The organism is Paenibacillus sp. FSL R5-0623, from assembly GCF_037974265.1.
Taxonomy (GTDB): Bacteria; Bacillota; Bacilli; order Paenibacillales; family Paenibacillaceae; genus Paenibacillus.
This window is the reverse complement of sequence record NZ_CP150233.1, coordinates 2519621-2536419: the sequence shown is the minus strand read 5'-3', so window position 1 is coordinate 2536419 and position 16799 is coordinate 2519621. Positions and strand designations below refer to the sequence as shown.

Below are 16799 nucleotides of genomic sequence, written 5' to 3'. Positions count from 1 at the left end.
GTTGATAGCAAATAATTGCTGAGGTTCATTCCTTTTTAATCCTCATCGGGGTGTGCCTTCAAACTCAGGCATGTGATAAATTGAAGGACGTCGGCGTCCAAATCATCTTGAAGTCCAGACTGGCTGATCCTGGTGAAGTGTCCAGACGATTTTCTAAGGAACCGGGGACGGCTTATTTAGCCTTCGGGTCTTCATTTTAGTTTATATGGAATCGTTGATGTCTTAAAAAATGAAGTAATTCATCTACTTGCCCCGTGGTTTGGCCCGATTTGTGGCGACCGCCTCAAGTGGATTATCCGGCCAGTAGTGCTTCGGATAACGACCTTTCAGGTCTTTTTTGACGTCAAAGTACGTCTCTCGCCAGAAATTCGCCAAGTCTCGTGTGACCTGTACAGGTCGCTGTGCTGGCGATAACAAGTGGATGGTCAACGGGACTCGCCCACCCGCTATACGCGGTGTCTCCTGTTGTCCAAACATCTCCTGTAATCTTACCGCAAGCGCCGGGTCCTCTGGACGACTATAGTCCACAGGAATACGCGAACCACTTGGCACCTGTATATGCGTCGGAGCTTCATCGTCCAGTTGTTGTCGTTGGGTCCAACTCAGGCCACCAAGTAATACATCCTGCATCGACAATCTCTTGAGGTCTGCTGCCGAACGCATGCCTGTCAGATATGGGGTAAGATGTTCTGCCAGCTCTTCGGTCAGATCATCTTCGATCAGGTCAGGCCACTCAGGTAGATAGAGATGCAGGAACCTCAGCCTGTCCGCAAGTTGCCTGGATGTTTTTGTCCAGGGCAGACATTCCAGCCCTTCCATTCGTATTCCGGTTAACAGTGCTTCCAGCACCTGATCTTCAGGTGGCTGTGCAATACTGCTCTCTTTCATCACAAGGGCTCCAATCCGAAGTCTCTTATGTGCGCGCACGCTGCGGGTATTGGAATCCCAGGCGACTTGCACTTCATTGTGCAGCAAGTGCTGACCTGCCTGCAACAAGGTCTGCTCCTGCAACGGCGCAGCCAGCAGGATGCGCGCATCTGCGCCCTGGTCGTCTGCCTCGGCTGCGACCAGATACGCTGAACGGCTCAGCGATTCTGTCGCTGCGAGCCGTACGCCGCGGCCGCTGCTCAGCAGATAGCGGCCGTCCTCCCGGCGTTGCCCGATCCGGTCCGGATAGGCGAAGGACAGCAGCAATCCGCAGCTGTCCTCATCCGGCCGCACCGGATCGGCCGCCGGGCCGAGCGCCGAGCGCAGCTGGCGGCTCTCCTGGAGCATGCGCCGCACGGCCGCGCCGTCTGCGACAGCCGCTGCCGCTTGCGGCATGCCGCTGCTGTCCGCGGTCAGCAGCGCCTCTACGCGCGGGCGGAGGTCCGTGCCCGCGCCTGCACTGCCACTGCTGCGAATGCCGGCAGGCTCCTGCAGCAGTGCCGCCAGCATGCTGGCGTAGCTGGCCAGCCCAAGCTCCGCCGCGCGGAGCAGCATGCTGGCCAGTCGCGGATGCACGCCAAGCGTGTTCATCCGCCGCCCGAAGGGCGTGATGCGGCCTGCGTCGTCCAGGCCGCCCAGCTGGCGCAGCAGCGCCTGTGCCTGGCCGTAGGCGGCGTCAGGCGGGGTGTCCAGCCATTGCAGCTCTGCTGGGGACTGGACACCCCAGACGGCAAGCTCCAGCGCCAGCGGCGCAAGATCCGCGGAGGTGATCTCCGGGCGTGCTGCCTCAGGCAGTCCCCCGTGAACCTCTTCGCTCCATAGCCGGTAACATACCCCCGGGGCAATTCGCCCTGCACGCCCCCGCCGTTGATCGGCTGACGCCTTGGACACCGGCAGGGTGACAAGTCGGCTCATACCCGTACGCGGCGAGAATGCCGATGCACGACTCAGCCCTGCGTCTACCACAATCTTGACTCCAGCTAGTGTGAGGCTGGATTCCGCAATGGAGGTGGACAACACAACTTTGCGCGCGCCCTCAGGGGCCGGCCGTATGGCCTCATCCTGTTGTTCTACCGGCATACTGCCATACAGGGAATGAACTTTCACATGTCCAGGAAGAGAACCATTTGATAACTCCCGCTCTGTACGGTGTATCTCTCTAGCCCCTGGAAGGAAAACAAGCACGTCCCCTTCCTGTTCAGCTAATGCCCTGGTCACCGTCTGAGCCGTGAATTGTTCCAATGGCATGGCTGCTGGTCTAGGCAAGTAACGTGTTTCTACAGGAAATGTACGGCCCGGACAATGAATTGATCTTGTGCCTTCTCCAAGCAATGCACAAACCGGAACAGGATCAAGGGTTGCCGACATGATCAACAGTTTCAGATCCGGACGTAACATCGCACGCGATTCCAAGGCCAGAGCCAGACCCAAATCCCCATGTAGATGCCGCTCATGGAATTCATCAAATATAATCATCGCCGTATCCTCAAGACCCTGGTCCTGCTGCAACATCCGGGTCAATACCCCTTCCGTCACAACTTCAATACGAGTCGCCTGACTCACCCGGGTATCCATGCGTACACGATATCCTACGGTCTGACCCGCTTTTTCCCCTAGCGTAGCCGCCAGTCTAGACGCAGCCGAACGTGCAGCCAGCCTTCGGGGTTCCAGCATTATGATTTTCCGTCCCTCAACCCATGGCTCGTCCAACAAAGCCAGCGGTACAACAGTTGTTTTACCCGCCCCCGGCTCAGCGATTAACACACCTGTATCTTGATCCCGAAATAACTGTTTTAACTCAGGAATAATCTCTTGTATCGGTAACTCTATATGCATATGATCGCTCCTAATGAATGTACCCTAATGCGCTTCAGTATCTCTATTCGAATGTTAGCATTATAACAAAAAAAGCCGTTCCAGAGGAACGACTATCGCGGACACACCCTAAGACACGCCTTAGTAAAAATGAAATTTATCCAGAATGCTCACTTAGCTGAGCAATGATTCGGCACCATCAATGACGATCTCTGCTCCGGTAATATGTCTGGATTCGGACGATGCGAGGAAGCTTACCAGATCCGCAACATGTTCCGGCTGGCCCGGTCCATCTGCAAGCGGCTGCTGTCCTTCCGGGAACTCCATCGGAATAATGATCTGTTGCAGATCATCCGTTTTGACCGTACTTTGATCGATATTTGTCGCAATCGCTCCGGGGCAGATCACGTTCACACGTATCTTGAACTTCGCCAGCTCAAGCGCAGCCATCTTGGCAAAAGCTACCTGTCCTGCCTTGGACGTGCTGTACGCCGACATGCCAAAGCTTGAGAAACGTTGATTGCCATTGATCGAACTCGTGATGATGATACTGCCGCCACCCCGTTTTTTCACGTGAGGCAATGCATATTTAATCGTGAAAAATGTACCATTCAGGTTGGTTGTAATAATCTGCTGCCAATCTTCAACCTGAATTTCCTCAATGGGTGCCGAGACACCGTTAATGCCCGCATTGGCAAAAACAATATCCAAACCGCCGAATAACTCAACGGTTTCCAGTACAGCCTTTTCCACACGTGCTGGGTCGGCAATGTCTACATCAAATGCTCTTGCCGCACCAGGGTGCAGCGCATTAATCTCTGCTTCCGTTTCCGAGATCCGATCATTCACCAGATCAAACAATGCAACATGCGCACCCTCTTTAGCCAGCTTAACCGCAGTGGCTTTCCCAATCCCGGAGCCTGCTCCGGTAATAATTGCAACCTTGCCTTGGAACCGTGACTTGCCGTTATGTTGTGTCATTATCCATCCCACTCCTTCATTTTAGCAATTATGTAAGAATGTACGTTCAAGCTCAAAGTCAATTCTTCACAAGATTACCCAAAAAGAGTGTCTTTTAAATCAACACCAGCAAGTTTTTTCACCGTTGATCTACACCAACCTCACAGCAACTTCAGGATCAGTCCACAACTTTATAACTGGCACTCACCATTCCAGCTCAATGAAAGCGGCATCATCTTCAAGTCCGCCCGTATGTGTAGCATCCAGCAGTACCTGAATGTGTTCATCCGGGACATAGGCTTGAATGGCATCCAGATCGTTCAGTCCATCCGTATATAACTGGAGCCGCAGCGAATCACCTGCTGAACCTTTTGTCTCATAGATGTGCGGCTTGCCACCCACGGGACCATCAAGTGTAGACCAACGCTCATTCGTTTTGCAATGTGCCTGGAACATGTCAGACTGTTCCTGATTATTGCGCCAAAGGCGAATACGTGAATCTCCTTGCCACGCTAACCATACACGGCTTTTGCGTCCTCCTCCCGTGAGCTCAATCCGCCCACAGACATACATGGCCTGACTCCCACGGCTTCGTTTTTCCATTAATACTTCACGCAGTAACAGAGGGGAGCTTTCCAGTGGTTGTAATTTCTCCAGTTGCTCGGATGCAGGAAGGGTCAGATCATGAAGAAGACGTTCCACGGCCTCAACCGTCGGATGCTGCGTCGTTTCCAGCCAATCCAGCAAAGCATTTCCCAGAAACCGTGCTGCAAAGTCGCCCAGATAACTCATGCCTACTCCATCACATAATACAAAATTGCAGACATTCCCATTCATGCGGACCGCAGCAAAATCCTGTCCGGAATCACCCTGATTAACCGTCTCTGCGGCTCTGCCGTAACCATATCTGCACTTGAATGCACCTTGATAACGAGTTAATGGCTGTTCTCCGGTCTGCACACTCACATAGCGAAAGTTGCCATGCCGTTGCTCGACATGGCCCCCCTTATCACCAGCAGACAATGTTGCCAATCGTATCGCTCTCATGATTCCCCTCCTATCTCACAGGCGTAGCAGCGGACATCTGGAACCCGATCGATACCAATTCTGCACAGGTACCTGGCAGCATCATGAGTGCACCGGGAGCAAGCAAATAATCAGCTTCAACAAGCATTTCCCGATAACTTTCGGGCAGAACGGATGACATATTCCGCAGCTTCTCTCCATGCTCATCCTGTAGATTCGTTTCCGAAGAGATTCCCTTCCATCTTCGAGGTTCAGCAATTGGCCCTTCCAGCAGATGATCCGATATAAAAATATTCTCGACCAACACATTGCCGTCCGGCACACTCATGCCCATGATTCTTTTGGCAATCGGCTCGGGATCTTCACCTGTAGCCACCCCATCGGTCATGTGACATACAAGCGGCGCAGGACAATCCTGCATATTCGGAATTTCGGCCTGTAGAATCTTTTCCGCCTGCAGGAAAGCCTTCGCAGAATCTGAAAACCGTCTCGGAGTCAGGTCAGGCAAAGAACCAACTGCGGCAATCTCGTCAATCCCTTTGATACCGTTCAACAAATCATATACATCATCGCTGTAAGCCAATATGGCTATACGATAGCGCGGTGTCAGACGATTTCCCTTAGTAGACCGAAATACCATTTGCCGGATCGCGAGAGATAAGGCATCATAGACGACGTCAATCCGTCGACGATTTTCCAGAACCATGTTCATGGAGGCGCTAATATCAATTAAATATATAATAAGTGCAGGTGTACGCTGTGATGCTTGAATCGTGTAGTTCATCTAGGGTGAGTCACCTCCATCGTCACGTGTTATTTTATAAGTTAGGCAACGTGTAGCTGTTGTTGCTCAGGAATTTGTTAATGGCACTCATTCGAGCAGCCACTTTGCCGACCCCTTTGAAATAAGCAGCATCGGTATTGTAGAGATTTTTGAAATCACGGGCATATGCTTCCGCATTTTCAATTTTTCTGCCTTTTTGCGCGTTATACGTCTTATTGTAATGAGCAATCAGCGTGACCACATTCTGGGCACGTTTTTTCTTCAGAGCTGCTTTTTGAGCAATCTCCTGTTGGCGTTTAACTTCAGCTGCCGCTTTACGCTCCGCTTCCTGTTTTGCAAGCTTCGCATCATTCTCTTTTTTCCAGACCAGATAAGCTTCATATTTTGCCTGTTTATCGTACTTCTCCTGCTGCGCTCTCTTAGCGGCTTCTTTCTTCTGCTGTTCCTGCTTCACCAGAAAGGCCTCATATTTCGCCTGTTTGTCGTACTTGGCCTGTAACGCCTTACGTTCTTCTTCTTTTTTCTTTGCTTCAGCTTCCTTCTGCTTGGCTTCAGCGAGCTTTTTCTTTTCCTCTGCATCCAGTTTTGCAGCCTCTGCGGCCTTTTGCTTCTCTTGTTCTTCCTGCTGTTTGAGCGCAGCTGCCTTTGCTGCTTCAGCCTCTTCCGCAGCTTTGATATCTGCCAGTCGTATGGCTTCCTGCTGTTCTTTCTGTTTCACCTCTGCCTGATCGGCGAGTATTTTGACCGTTGGCACGCCACCTGCAAGCAATACAATAAGAACAGCGGAGGATATCATGAACTTTTTGGATCTGTAGAATGGCACAGGTACAGGTTTGTCTGTGTCTTCTTTTGGATTAAGCTTGGCATCCAGTTCCTTGATTGCAGCCTCCACTTCCATCTGCATCGCGCTGTTATGAGGAATAAAATGATAAAGCGAGCGGTACACTTCCAGTGCTGCAGCCGGTTTATCTTCATCCTCTAGGGCTCTTGCTTGCAGGAACAGACGGTTCACAACCGCTTCCTGATCGGGAGAGTGAGGCGTTTGGGAAATGTTCCCGTCTTGCCTATTCACCGGTTCATTTACTGGTTCTGAACTCTTTTTCAGATTCACATCAGCTTCGGACGGATTGGCAGCTTCTTCTTCCGATGTCGCAGCAACAGCAGCAGCATTGGCCTGATCCACGTCTATCGCAGCCAATGCAACATACCACTCACCAAACGTCGGACAACTGCTCAGATCATGACTTTCCCAAGCTCGAATGAACAGATCGGACAGTTTGGAACCCCAACGCTTCTCAAGGGACTCCCTCATCGCATAATACCGTTCACTCACCGTTTGCATTTCATGCTGGTCAAAATAACTTTCGCCCCACGCCTTCTCTACAATTACAGGGTCCGACCAGCTTAACATTTCAGCAATGATAACAGCTCCGGCAAATCGGTCAGCATATGAACTCCACAAACCACTGTGCACTGTTCGATGGGCTGCATAACCGGGTGACCCGGCAAGCAGGGCATCCGGACGATCCATCTTGGAACCGTACATCTGCTCGACATCCACAAGTTCTACCGCAGACGTCTTCCCCAGGTTCTCCACTTCGGAAAAAAACGGAATCATTACATTGGGAGCGGATATATCGCAATGAGCCAGCCCACGTTGTTCCATAGCCGAACCCGTTCCAGCAAGCGCTCTAGCCAGCTTCAGGCTCTCCTCAGCCGTCAACTGTCTCTGATCACTGATCACATCGAACCAGGTCTGACCTTGCACCCATGGCATCAACACCGCATATAACAGATCGGGATGTTTTCCAATGAGCGCTCCGTTTCTTTCCGGAGTGAGCACATCACGCTTGCATACCTGCAAACCTGGCAGTTCACTATAAGACTCCATATGCTCAGACTGATATACCATAGCTGGAATACGGAATTTAGGAAAAAAGACTTTTAGTGCTTTGGCCCCATGAATGGAACCATTTCGGGGTATCAACTGATAAACAATCCCCTGCCTTCCGGCTTGGGCATAAGCCAGACCCGGCGCTGCCGGATGTTGCCCAATCGTATAGGCAATGTCGTTAATCACCACTTCATCCCCGGGATTTGGTTGAAAAGACATGCTTATCCCTCTCTCTGTCCTAGTGTCATAGTTGCAGCAAAAACCGGGTGTTGTGAAAACGCCCGGTTTTTGCTGTAGTTGTACATCTTCAGCTTGCTATCCACCTATAATTCAGGACGAATTCAGACTTCACATCGGCCTGATCTATGTAAAGCAGATTAACGAGCTTGGTCAGCTGTACGGAATTTGTTAGCAATAGCTGTAAGTTCAGCGCTGATACTGTTCAGCGTTTGAACGAATGATTGCATTTGTTTGCTAGCTTCCTGGAACTCCTGGAAGAAGCGTTGTTTTGTCATACCTTCCCATTGTCCTTCCATGCTTGTGATGGATTGAGTCAATGTAGATACGATTTGCTGACTTTGCTCACCGCTTTGTTTAAATTGGTTGGAAACCTGATCAAGCTGCTCTGGGGTAACTAAAATACGTCCTGCCATTTGTAAATTCCTCCTTGGTTTGTGCAATTAAATTTTTAGCTTGTTCAAATTGTACTATACCAGGATCGATCGGACAAAAGCCGAAGGACCTAATCCTATTTACCCCATTTTCAGCATTTGAAACTTCTCCTAACAGCCTATTTACAAAAAAAAAAATTCACTTTCTGCTGTTACTTTCATTTACTCTGCTCAGGAAACCACAGGCTCGGTCCCTCTTCTCCCCCGAAAGGAAGGATCTGTGAATCTCCATGCTACAGGCTCAGGCTGCATAGCCTGCACCAGTGTAGCCGGGGAGCCATCAGGCGGAGCGGCATCCTGTACACGATATACGGCCGCCATTGCGGAAAGGGGATCGGATACTACAGCTACAGTTGCAGAATGTGCAGGCATGATTTCTCCTGTACGATTGTTCTGAAGAACATTCAGCATATTGACCGCATTACCATAGGCTGTGTTCACATGACTCAGCACGGAACGATACTCCATGTCTGCCTGCTGGAATAACAACGCTTTGCGTCCCAGCTGTACGCTTAAGTCCATTAATCGACGCAGCGCATCCTCGCCCAGTCGTTTACTGTGATTCCATTCATTCATCACCGCTGCGCGGGATTCAACCTCCCACTCCAGCGAATGAATCGCCTGATCCAACACTGTCATCTTTTGCTGTATTTGCTCCGCTGCATACTGAATCTGCTTGCTCAGTGCCCGAAGCACATCCGGTTCCACACGAATGCGCATTTACCATCACCTTTCCTCTTCCCCTGCAGGCTGTTTAAGCCAGTCCAGCAGCATCTCGTGAAACTGTTCTCTAGTCGTCAGTGCTGCAACAAGCCAATCATCTGAAGCCGCAGTGCTCATCCGGAACAACCAGTTGGAGACCGCACTTGCAGCAAATGCTGCCGACTGTGATTTCCACCCATCTTCATTCCATACAAGCAACCTAAGCTCCCCGTCTGACTCCTTACCCACCAGACAGCGTGCCAGTGCAAGTGAGCCCTCAGGATCACTTGTCTCCTGCTCGAGCTCCTTTGCTACGGTCTGTATCCCGCTGTTTTCGAGCTCATTCATGACATCATAAAATTTTTTCTTGGAGCACATTAGGGCCGGTTTCTCCGCAGGAGAATGGCCGCTCCATTTCATCCGCTCTATCAGAACATCAATGGCTTCACGAACACTTCCCAGATCGCTGAGCCGGAACGAGTCCGGTACGTCGTCAACACGGGAAACTTCAACGACCCGCTCATCCGTGCAATGGATATAACTCTCATACGCCTTTCCGTTGATCGTGTAGCGAATCCAACAAGCTCTGTCGGACAATCCGGCAATGGCTACCCTGGAGAAAACGGTCGGTGTCATGATCAGCTCATCGGTATCCTGATCCCGAATCAGATATCCTTTGTCCAGCAGGGAGGTTTTGACACGCTCCCACTCCATCGCGATATCCTCCGCCATATAGCCGCGAAACGGATCTTCCACACCAAGCAGTCGGTCTGAACCGAGAATACCAGCCAGGAAAAAAAGTTCCTTTGTTTGCAACGTGACTATCTTTTGCTTAGAATCATGAACCGTCAACATTATGAGCCACCTCCCCTCAAACTACAACATGCCATCGGTCACGAATTTCAGAAATCCAATCGGTCATTTTCCAGCTGTCATCACATGGAACTGCACCTTTAACCCTGGAATATTTACGTTTTACATAATAACCTTGACCCGGAGGCAGTACCTTCAGCCCACCTGTACTACCTCCAGATTCGGAATAAGGTATACGGAAGAACGAGAGATCGTTAGGGTCTAAAGTCCCGAACAGCATTCCGCTCTGGGAAGCCTTCACATCCGTTACCCAGTCAGAACCAAAGGTTGGGAAGTCTGCCGGAACTCCGGACAGAATCACGTGTACACCGCGATCCCTTCCTTGACGAACAATCGCTCCCAATTGATCTTTTACATTAAAATCGTTTAGTTGCTTGGACAAGGTGTCCGCATCGTCGATAACGAGCACAAGTTCCGGTCCACCGGAAATCTCGCCTCTTTTCAGAACTTCATCGTACAACTGTTGAATCACAGGTGCAAGCTGTTCTTCTCGCGATACATGTCCACGGACATGGGGCAAACTGCTGATTTCCCCCAGCCCACCTGAGCCGTAACGCATATCTACTGTGTATATTTGCACATCTTCCGGAGAAGCATGATAAGCCAGTGATAACATCCATGTCAATAAAAATGTCGTTTTGCCGCCTTCCATCGGACTCGTTACCATGAAATGCGGACCTTCACGCAGATTAAGCTCGAATGGTTCCAGATCATCCGTAAGCAGTCCCACAGGAACAGTTACAGACGATGTATCCCAAGCCTGACCATAAGATCCTGTCTGAATGAGCAGATCTTTCAGTTTGATCTCTTCCGGAAGTGGGGCAATCTGCGGCGCTTCTTCGCCTGTCCAGCCTTGGCGAATCTCAGCAATCGTACGGCGCAGTACAGATGAACGCTTGCCCTCATCTGCCCCGGAAGAAGGTAATGCCACCTGGAACATTAACGGAGGCACTTGCCCTTTGACCAGACCTCTTCCAGGCGGAAGTTGACTTGGCGCCTTGGAAGGTCTTCCCACGGCATAATAATAATCGCTTGGATCGGATAACTCAAATGAAACCGCATTGGGAATATTGCTTCTGAATTTTTCAAATACATCTGTTACCCGATTGGCGGTGAGCACAAAAGTGATACCCAGACTTCCGCCTTCACGCAGGATCGTCTCCAGAAGTTCATTTTCTTCCGGATAGGCATTACGGAATGAAAGATAACCATCAATAACGACCACAACCTGCGGGACTGCGGCGTGAGCTGAACGGCGGTATGCCGAAATCGTTTTAACACCCGCCTCCGAGATGATATCTTTACGTTGTGCTGACAGCTTGAGAATATAGCGGAATAATCGCTTGATCCGGTCTTCCTCTTCAGCCATCATCACGCCACCGATCTGAGGTAGTGCTGCAAAATCCTTCATCATACGGCCCATGTCGATAATGTAACCATTCCAAGGCTCAGTTCTATGGGAACGTGCCAGGGACATAAGCAAGGTCTGAACAAATGTTGTTTTGCCCAGTCCTGGCATGCCGTACACGACCAGATGTCCTTGATCCACAGGCAATGCGAGCGGTTGTTGGCGCTGATTCGGGAGATCATCCAGCAAACCCACCAGTGGTTTCAGACCACTCGCTCCACCATCAAGCAGCAAATCGCGATTCTCTTCTTCCTGCCAGTCCTGAAGACCTTCCCATTCCAGTGTCTCTGGTAAAGGTGGCAACCATGGTCCTGGCAAACGACGGATACCCGCATCCGCTGCAGACTGTGCAACATAATCAATAAATACCTGAAGCTGTTTCGGAACATCTTCCCCTTTGAGAACGGCTCTGCGTTCTCCAGTTAACAGAGGCTCCCGCTTACCGTTCAGGCGCACTTCCATAACAGGCAATACTGTTGTTGAATCCTCCTGCTGGTTATATGGTGCACCACTCCAGGCGAATTGCATTTCTTCGAACACTTCATCACTACCAACCTGGAAATATCCACGACCAGGCTTTGTAATCCAGGCAGCATTTGGAATCTTGATCATGTCCCTGCTATCTCCCTCACTCTGTACGCGAAGGCAGATCCGGAAGCGCGAATTACTCCATATTTTATCGTCCACAACACCAGCAGGCTTTTGGGTTGCCAGAATTAGATGAACCCCTAGTGTCCGGCCAATGGCCGCGATACTGATCAATTCATCCATGAACTCCGGCTGGTCCCGTTTCAATTGAGCAAACTCGTCAATGATAATAACCAGATGTGGCAGTGGCTGTTCATGTCTGGAACGCAGAATTTTGTAGTATTCATCAATATGCTGGAGGTTTCCCGCATCATTTAATATTTTTTGCCTTCTGACCAGTTCAGCACGAAGTGAGATATTCGCCCGCTCGATCAGATTCCCATCCAGATTGGTGATCGTCCCTACCACATGAGGCAGATCGACAAATGTGTTGGACATACCGCCACCTTTATAGTCAATCAACATAAACGCCAGATCATGTGGATGGAATTCAGCAGCCAGTGAAGCTACGATGGACTGGATGACCTCACTTTTACCTGAACCAGTTGTGCCTGCAATCAGACCATGGGGACCATGACCCTGACGTTCGATTTTATCATGCAGGTTAAGAGCAATTTTTTTGCCACCAGCTCTTACGCCCATAGGTACGGGAAGTGTGTCAGGATATCTTGTCTGTCCCCACCTGGAGACCACATCCAGATCCTCCACACGTGATGTGCTCAGCATATCGAATAACGGGAGCAGTTGCGGGATATCCGACGCAGATGAACGCTTCAAACGAATCGGTGACATATATCGGGAAAGCGCCTCTGCCATCTCCTTCGAGATTACATCAGGCTTGTACGTTTGTTGAATAACATCTGCATCTTCCGTTTTTTTGATATACACCCCTTTGCCTTTGGAGGCATCCATAATCAACTGACAATGCATCGGTAGAGACTCCTTGCGATTAGCCAGTATGATGGTGCATACATCAATGTCCTGAGCCGACTCCAGCAGCAGCGGAAGTAACGGTTCTTCTTCAATCAATTGCGTATCGGAGAGAATCACAACGTAACATGGCGTTTGTATGCTTTTCTTGTAGCGGTCTTCCTTATTGTTACGGCGGCGGTTCAACACGGAAAACAAGCTGTCCGCCAATTGATGCGCACCGCTGTGCCTGTCGGCCATATAGCGTTGTCCCTGATCTTCATCCCAGATATGGGGCATCCAGCGAAGCCAGTCCCATTCCTTGCTGTCCTTCTCTTCATAGAAAGCAGCAAGCTTCAGTTCATCCGGGGAATGGCGTACCGTCAGTTGTGAGATGATGACTCGCAGGGAAGCAAGCACTTCCTCCCGATCACCGACAAGTCCCATAACCTTCGATTGGAACAAAGGCAATGTAATGGAAGCATCCGGTACCGTCTGGAATTCAGCCGCAAGTTCATGGGCCGCTTCAATCAACTCATCCTTCTCGTAACCATCAATCCGCGGAACCTGAAGTTTGATGCGGAATGGAATCTCTCCCGTACCAATGCGTACCTGAAGGAAATCATCATCCTCTGGTGAACGCTCCCACAAGGAACTGTTCCGGTTCTTCACCACTTGAAGACACACACCCGGATCACCATGAATTTCGTACAGGCTCTTCACTTGCTCCGCCTGAGCTTCTTTCAGTTCTTCCCGGTGTTTGTCCAGTTGGGCAAGATACATTATTTTTCGTTCTTCCAATTTTTTGCGATATGATTTCTTGTTGCTCAGATACACGAAGAATGGAATGGTGTAAGAAGTAAGCATCATCATGACCGTCATCATCTGAAACATCATATAATTGCTGTTATTCATTTTGCCGGTCATATTGATATATACGTAGAAACCAATGCTGACCATGGTCATCATGATCGGCACAATAATGGATATCATGGAAAACGTGGGTTTGCTCGGTTCTGTTGGAGGCCTGAGTATTTCGAGTCTCTCTTCCTTGAGAACCGGTGTCATTCTTGGAGAACGCTGATATAACACATTCACGAAGAGAAGACCTCCTTTAGTTCGTTCAATAATGAATGTATACGTTCAAAAGCTCTATTCGTTGCTGTCCTGCTGAAACAATGAACGTCTTCCATATACAGGCGCTTCTTCCGAAGTCGTTGAAAAAGCCCGCTGGACACGTACGCAACTACCTTGTCGCAGCCCTGTTTCCATTAACTGCTGTGCGTTCTGCGGAGAAAACCACAGACCTTCCGGAAACTTGGCTTCAAGGATGTACTGAATGCCGTCTCCCGGTGCCTGTCCAAAAATGCGAACGCCGAGTAATGTCTTCAAATGTTCAATGGTACATTCGTCCGGAACATCGATGTCGAACCATTCTCCTTCCTCGCGGCCGGAATACACGGTTAGAATCATCCGAATCCCTCCCATGGTCTCATATGTAAATTGTCCTAATGTCAGATTAAATCAAAAAAAAGAGAATGCATCGTTATATCAACCCTATTTTCTTACATAAACACCCTGTTTGCAATGTACCACCTGTAATTTTGTTACATATGACCCACGTATATATTAAAATATCGTACATTAGACTCAGAACTTTCGTGGCAGTTATGCAATTAAATATTGCGAGGATACGAAAATTATCGTTTTTCGTTCCATTTAAATGGTAATTAAGTTACGTTTTTCAGGACTTTTATTCCTTCGCTCACAATTGAATTGTGAACACTTTTCAAACATTACCCACCTTTATGTTTTCATAAGCTGATTTTAAGGTAATTTTAAGCATTGGAATTTATTATTAGCTGTATGAAATAACAACCGTGAGGTGATTTCAAGTGAGAACCCTAATAACCTTTCAAAACAAATCAATCCCTGTATATTTTAATCAAGAAAACAAACAACCTATGCAGAAGACATTAAGATTGCTTAGCAGTGCTCTTGAGCATAAAATTAGCAACGGTAAACGCGCCATTCAAAAATGTCTGCATTCTTTAATTAGTATTGAGATTGTTAATGGAGAAGCCATTCTCCACAGTCGAAGTGAAAACGACTCCCTTGCTTTATCCTTATATTAAAAGGAGTCAGTCAAGCCACATTCATTACAAGACATGAAAAAGGAAGCTGTCGTTATAGACAAGCTTCCTTTTTTGAGTTGTATACACGTTAACAGCGGATCGCAATTGTTATCCGCCATCGCTCAGTGCAGTTTGCTCAGGACATAGGCGGCATCATGTTCTTCCGCAATCTCGGCTTTACGAATACGAATGACAAACAGCCGAACCAAATTGGCACGTGTATGTTCTTCCTGACAGGTATTCAGTTTCCTTAGAATAAAGCGGTCAATGGACATGAATAAAAGCCCCTTTGCCATTGGATTTACGGATCGATTCTTCCGTGTATCCATAAATAACCAGATAGCGTCAGCCCCAAACAGCTTTTCCGCTCTTATATTAAGCCGTATTTTGCTGAGGTGTAAAATTGTGCAAAAAGCCCGTCTCACCAAGCTGGAGACGGACTTTCGCATGATTTGTCGATCTTTTTGCAACCCACTCTAATCATTTATAAATGAACCTGCTAGTTCACCCTTTTTCGACTTATTTCACTCCCGGATATTCCCGATATTGGTGCTGAATGCTGATCCAACGCGTACGTGTAAACTTCTCAATGGCCCAATCACCACCGAAACGTCCAATCCCCGAAGCTTTTTCACCGCCAAACATCACATGCGCTTCATCGTTCACAGACTGATCATTTACATGCACCATACCCGATTCAATGCGCTGAGCAACCTGATATCCTCGATTGAGATCTCTTGTGAATACGGAACCACTAAGTCCATAAGGCGTATCATTCGCCAAACGTACAGCTTCCTGCTCATCATGAGCCTTCATGATCACTGCCACTGGGCCAAACAATTCCTGCTGCACGATATCCTGTTCAGGTTTAACATCGGCAAGTACAGTAGGATACAGCACGCTGCCTTTACTGGTCCCCCCGAGCATTAACCGTGCGCCTTCGGCCTTGGTTTTGTTTACAAGCTCCAGCAATCGTTCTACCTCTTTTCCCCGAATGAGAGGACCCACGAGTGTGTTAGCATCCGCTGGATCACCTGCCTGGACATTCTTCGTTTTGGCAACAAATGATTCGACGAATTGGTCGTAAATATCGGCATGCACAATGATACGATTCAGAGCCATACAGATCTGTCCCTGATGCAGAAACTTGCCAAAGACCGCCGCTTCGGCAGCATGTTCAATATCCGCATCTTCCAGCACAACCATGGCGTTGTTGCCGCCTAGCTCCAGTGTCGTTTCTTTTAAATGTTCACCCGCCAGTTTACCGATCCCTTGTCCAACTTCTGTGGAACCCGTAAATGAAATTACTTTGGGAACCGGATGAGCGACAAAGTAATCTCCGATCTCGCTGCCACTTCCGGCAACGACATTTAACACGCCCTTTGGCAGACCAGCCTGTTCAAACAAATCGGCAATGAGCCAACCTGCCGTAATCGGAGTGTCTGATGCCGGTTTAATCACCACACCATTACCAAGAGCAATCGCTGGAGCGACAGATCGCAGGCATAGATGCAAAGGGAAGTTCCATGGCCCGATAACACCAATCACACCCTTCGGTTCACGAGCCACACGGTTCTCTTTGCCAGGGGTATTGGACGGGATAATCTCACCCTTCATGCGATAAGGAAAAGATGCTGCTTCGTCCACAATTCGTTTAGCTGCTGCAAACTCCGCCTCCGATTTGATTCGGGTACTGCCGGATTCCGTGGTCAACAGTTGAATGATCTCCTCTTTTCGCTCTACCATCAGGGATGAAACTTTACGTAATACCTCTTCTTTCGCAGCAGGTAATGACTTTGCCCATTCAATTGAATTTTTCTGAGCTGACTCATAAGCCTTATCTATGTCTTTCTTATTGGAAGAGCGCCATGTGGCAATAACTTCTCCCGAATAAGGATTGATATTCTCCATAGTTTTCTCGCCGGAGCCATCTACCCATTGGCCATTAATATATTGTTTCGTCCATGTTGTATGTTCGGTTTCCATTAAAGTCATCTGAATACGCCTCCTGATCAAGATTGAATGTCACACCTGCAAAACAGTGTAATACATCATTAACCTTGTTCAGAATTACGCAAACGTGCAGACCTGAATTAACTTTTCCATT

At 48.9% G+C, this 16799-nt stretch carries 13 protein-coding genes; 1 reads left to right on the top strand and 12 read right to left on the bottom strand.

Translation table 11 applies throughout. The features are described from left to right. Window positions 1-243: 243 nt before the first annotated feature. From hrpB to MKY92_RS11605, 10 genes are all read right to left on the bottom strand, one after another. Window positions 244-2763, bottom strand: a complete 2520-nt coding sequence (hrpB, locus tag MKY92_RS11650) for an ATP-dependent helicase HrpB (protein WP_339300771.1) — start codon at window positions 2761-2763, stop codon at window positions 244-246. 153 nt (window positions 2764-2916) lie between these two features. Then, the gene (locus MKY92_RS11645) at window positions 2917-3723 is read right to left on the bottom strand and encodes an SDR family NAD(P)-dependent oxidoreductase (protein WP_339300770.1); all 807 of its coding nucleotides are present in this window, start codon (window positions 3721-3723) and stop codon (window positions 2917-2919) included. A 183-nt stretch (window positions 3724-3906) separates the two neighbouring features. Further along, window positions 3907-4749, bottom strand: a complete 843-nt coding sequence (locus tag MKY92_RS11640; RefSeq protein WP_221825183.1) for a hypothetical protein — start codon at window positions 4747-4749, stop codon at window positions 3907-3909. Window positions 4750-4759: 10 nt separating this feature from the next. Then, window positions 4760-5512 (bottom strand): vWA domain-containing protein, encoded by a 753-nt coding sequence (locus tag MKY92_RS11635; protein WP_017689069.1) that lies wholly within the window; start codon window positions 5510-5512, stop codon window positions 4760-4762. Between the two features lie 34 nt (window positions 5513-5546). After that, window positions 5547-7625: a hypothetical protein gene (locus MKY92_RS11630; RefSeq protein ID WP_339300766.1), complete on the bottom strand. Its 2079-nt coding sequence runs from the start codon at window positions 7623-7625 to the stop codon at window positions 5547-5549. 158 nt (window positions 7626-7783) lie between these two features. Next, the gene (locus MKY92_RS11625; RefSeq protein ID WP_017689071.1) at window positions 7784-8059 is read right to left on the bottom strand and encodes a WXG100 family type VII secretion target; all 276 of its coding nucleotides are present in this window, start codon (window positions 8057-8059) and stop codon (window positions 7784-7786) included. Between the two features lie 189 nt (window positions 8060-8248). Further along, the gene (locus tag MKY92_RS11620; protein ID WP_017689072.1) at window positions 8249-8797 is read right to left on the bottom strand and encodes a WXG100 family type VII secretion target; all 549 of its coding nucleotides are present in this window, start codon (window positions 8795-8797) and stop codon (window positions 8249-8251) included. Between the two features lie 6 nt (window positions 8798-8803). Beyond that, window positions 8804-9634 (bottom strand): hypothetical protein, encoded by an 831-nt coding sequence (locus tag MKY92_RS11615; protein WP_339300764.1) that lies wholly within the window; start codon window positions 9632-9634, stop codon window positions 8804-8806. Window positions 9635-9650: 16 nt separating this feature from the next. Then, on the bottom strand, window positions 9651-13655 hold the full coding sequence (gene essC / locus MKY92_RS11610; protein ID WP_339300762.1) for a type VII secretion protein EssC: 4005 nt from the start codon (window positions 13653-13655) through the stop codon (window positions 9651-9653). Window positions 13656-13709: 54 nt separating this feature from the next. Next, on the bottom strand, window positions 13710-14030 hold the full coding sequence (locus tag MKY92_RS11605) for a hypothetical protein (protein WP_074094613.1): 321 nt from the start codon (window positions 14028-14030) through the stop codon (window positions 13710-13712). Window positions 14031-14452: 422 nt separating this feature from the next. Between MKY92_RS11605 and MKY92_RS11600 the strand changes: the two genes are divergently transcribed. Next, window positions 14453-14692: a hypothetical protein gene (locus MKY92_RS11600; protein ID WP_074094612.1), complete on the top strand. Its 240-nt coding sequence runs from the start codon at window positions 14453-14455 to the stop codon at window positions 14690-14692. A gap of 122 nt (window positions 14693-14814) precedes the next feature. Here MKY92_RS11600 and MKY92_RS11595 read toward each other — a convergent pair whose 3' ends face one another. Together MKY92_RS11595 and MKY92_RS11590 are read right to left on the bottom strand one after the other, a co-directional pair. Beyond that, on the bottom strand, window positions 14815-15021 hold the full coding sequence (locus MKY92_RS11595) for a hypothetical protein (protein ID WP_339301957.1): 207 nt from the start codon (window positions 15019-15021) through the stop codon (window positions 14815-14817). Window positions 15022-15211: 190 nt separating this feature from the next. Then, on the bottom strand, window positions 15212-16687 hold the full coding sequence (locus MKY92_RS11590) for an aldehyde dehydrogenase family protein (protein WP_339300760.1): 1476 nt from the start codon (window positions 16685-16687) through the stop codon (window positions 15212-15214). Window positions 16688-16799: the final 112 nt, after the last annotated feature.

Coding starts and splice junctions, on each gene's coding strand:
- hrpB (WP_339300771.1), bottom strand. CDS start 2,763: ATGCATATAGAGTTACCGATACAAGAGATTATTCCTGAGTTAAAACAG.
- MKY92_RS11645 (WP_339300770.1), bottom strand. CDS start 3,723: ATGACACAACATAACGGCAAGTCACGGTTCCAAGGCAAGGTTGCAATT.
- MKY92_RS11640 (WP_221825183.1), bottom strand. CDS start 4,749: ATGAGAGCGATACGATTGGCAACATTGTCTGCTGGTGATAAGGGGGGC.
- MKY92_RS11635 (WP_017689069.1), bottom strand. CDS start 5,512: ATGAACTACACGATTCAAGCATCACAGCGTACACCTGCACTTATTATA.
- MKY92_RS11630 (WP_339300766.1), bottom strand. CDS start 7,625: ATGTCTTTTCAACCAAATCCCGGGGATGAAGTGGTGATTAACGACATT.
- MKY92_RS11625 (WP_017689071.1), bottom strand. CDS start 8,059: ATGGCAGGACGTATTTTAGTTACCCCAGAGCAGCTTGATCAGGTTTCC.
- MKY92_RS11620 (WP_017689072.1), bottom strand. CDS start 8,797: ATGCGCATTCGTGTGGAACCGGATGTGCTTCGGGCACTGAGCAAGCAG.
- MKY92_RS11615 (WP_339300764.1), bottom strand. CDS start 9,634: ATGTTGACGGTTCATGATTCTAAGCAAAAGATAGTCACGTTGCAAACA.
- MKY92_RS11605 (WP_074094613.1), bottom strand. CDS start 14,030: ATGATTCTAACCGTGTATTCCGGCCGCGAGGAAGGAGAATGGTTCGAC.
- MKY92_RS11595 (WP_339301957.1), bottom strand. CDS start 15,021: ATGGATACACGGAAGAATCGATCCGTAAATCCAATGGCAAAGGGGCTT.
- MKY92_RS11590 (WP_339300760.1), bottom strand. CDS start 16,687: ATGACTTTAATGGAAACCGAACATACAACATGGACGAAACAATATATT.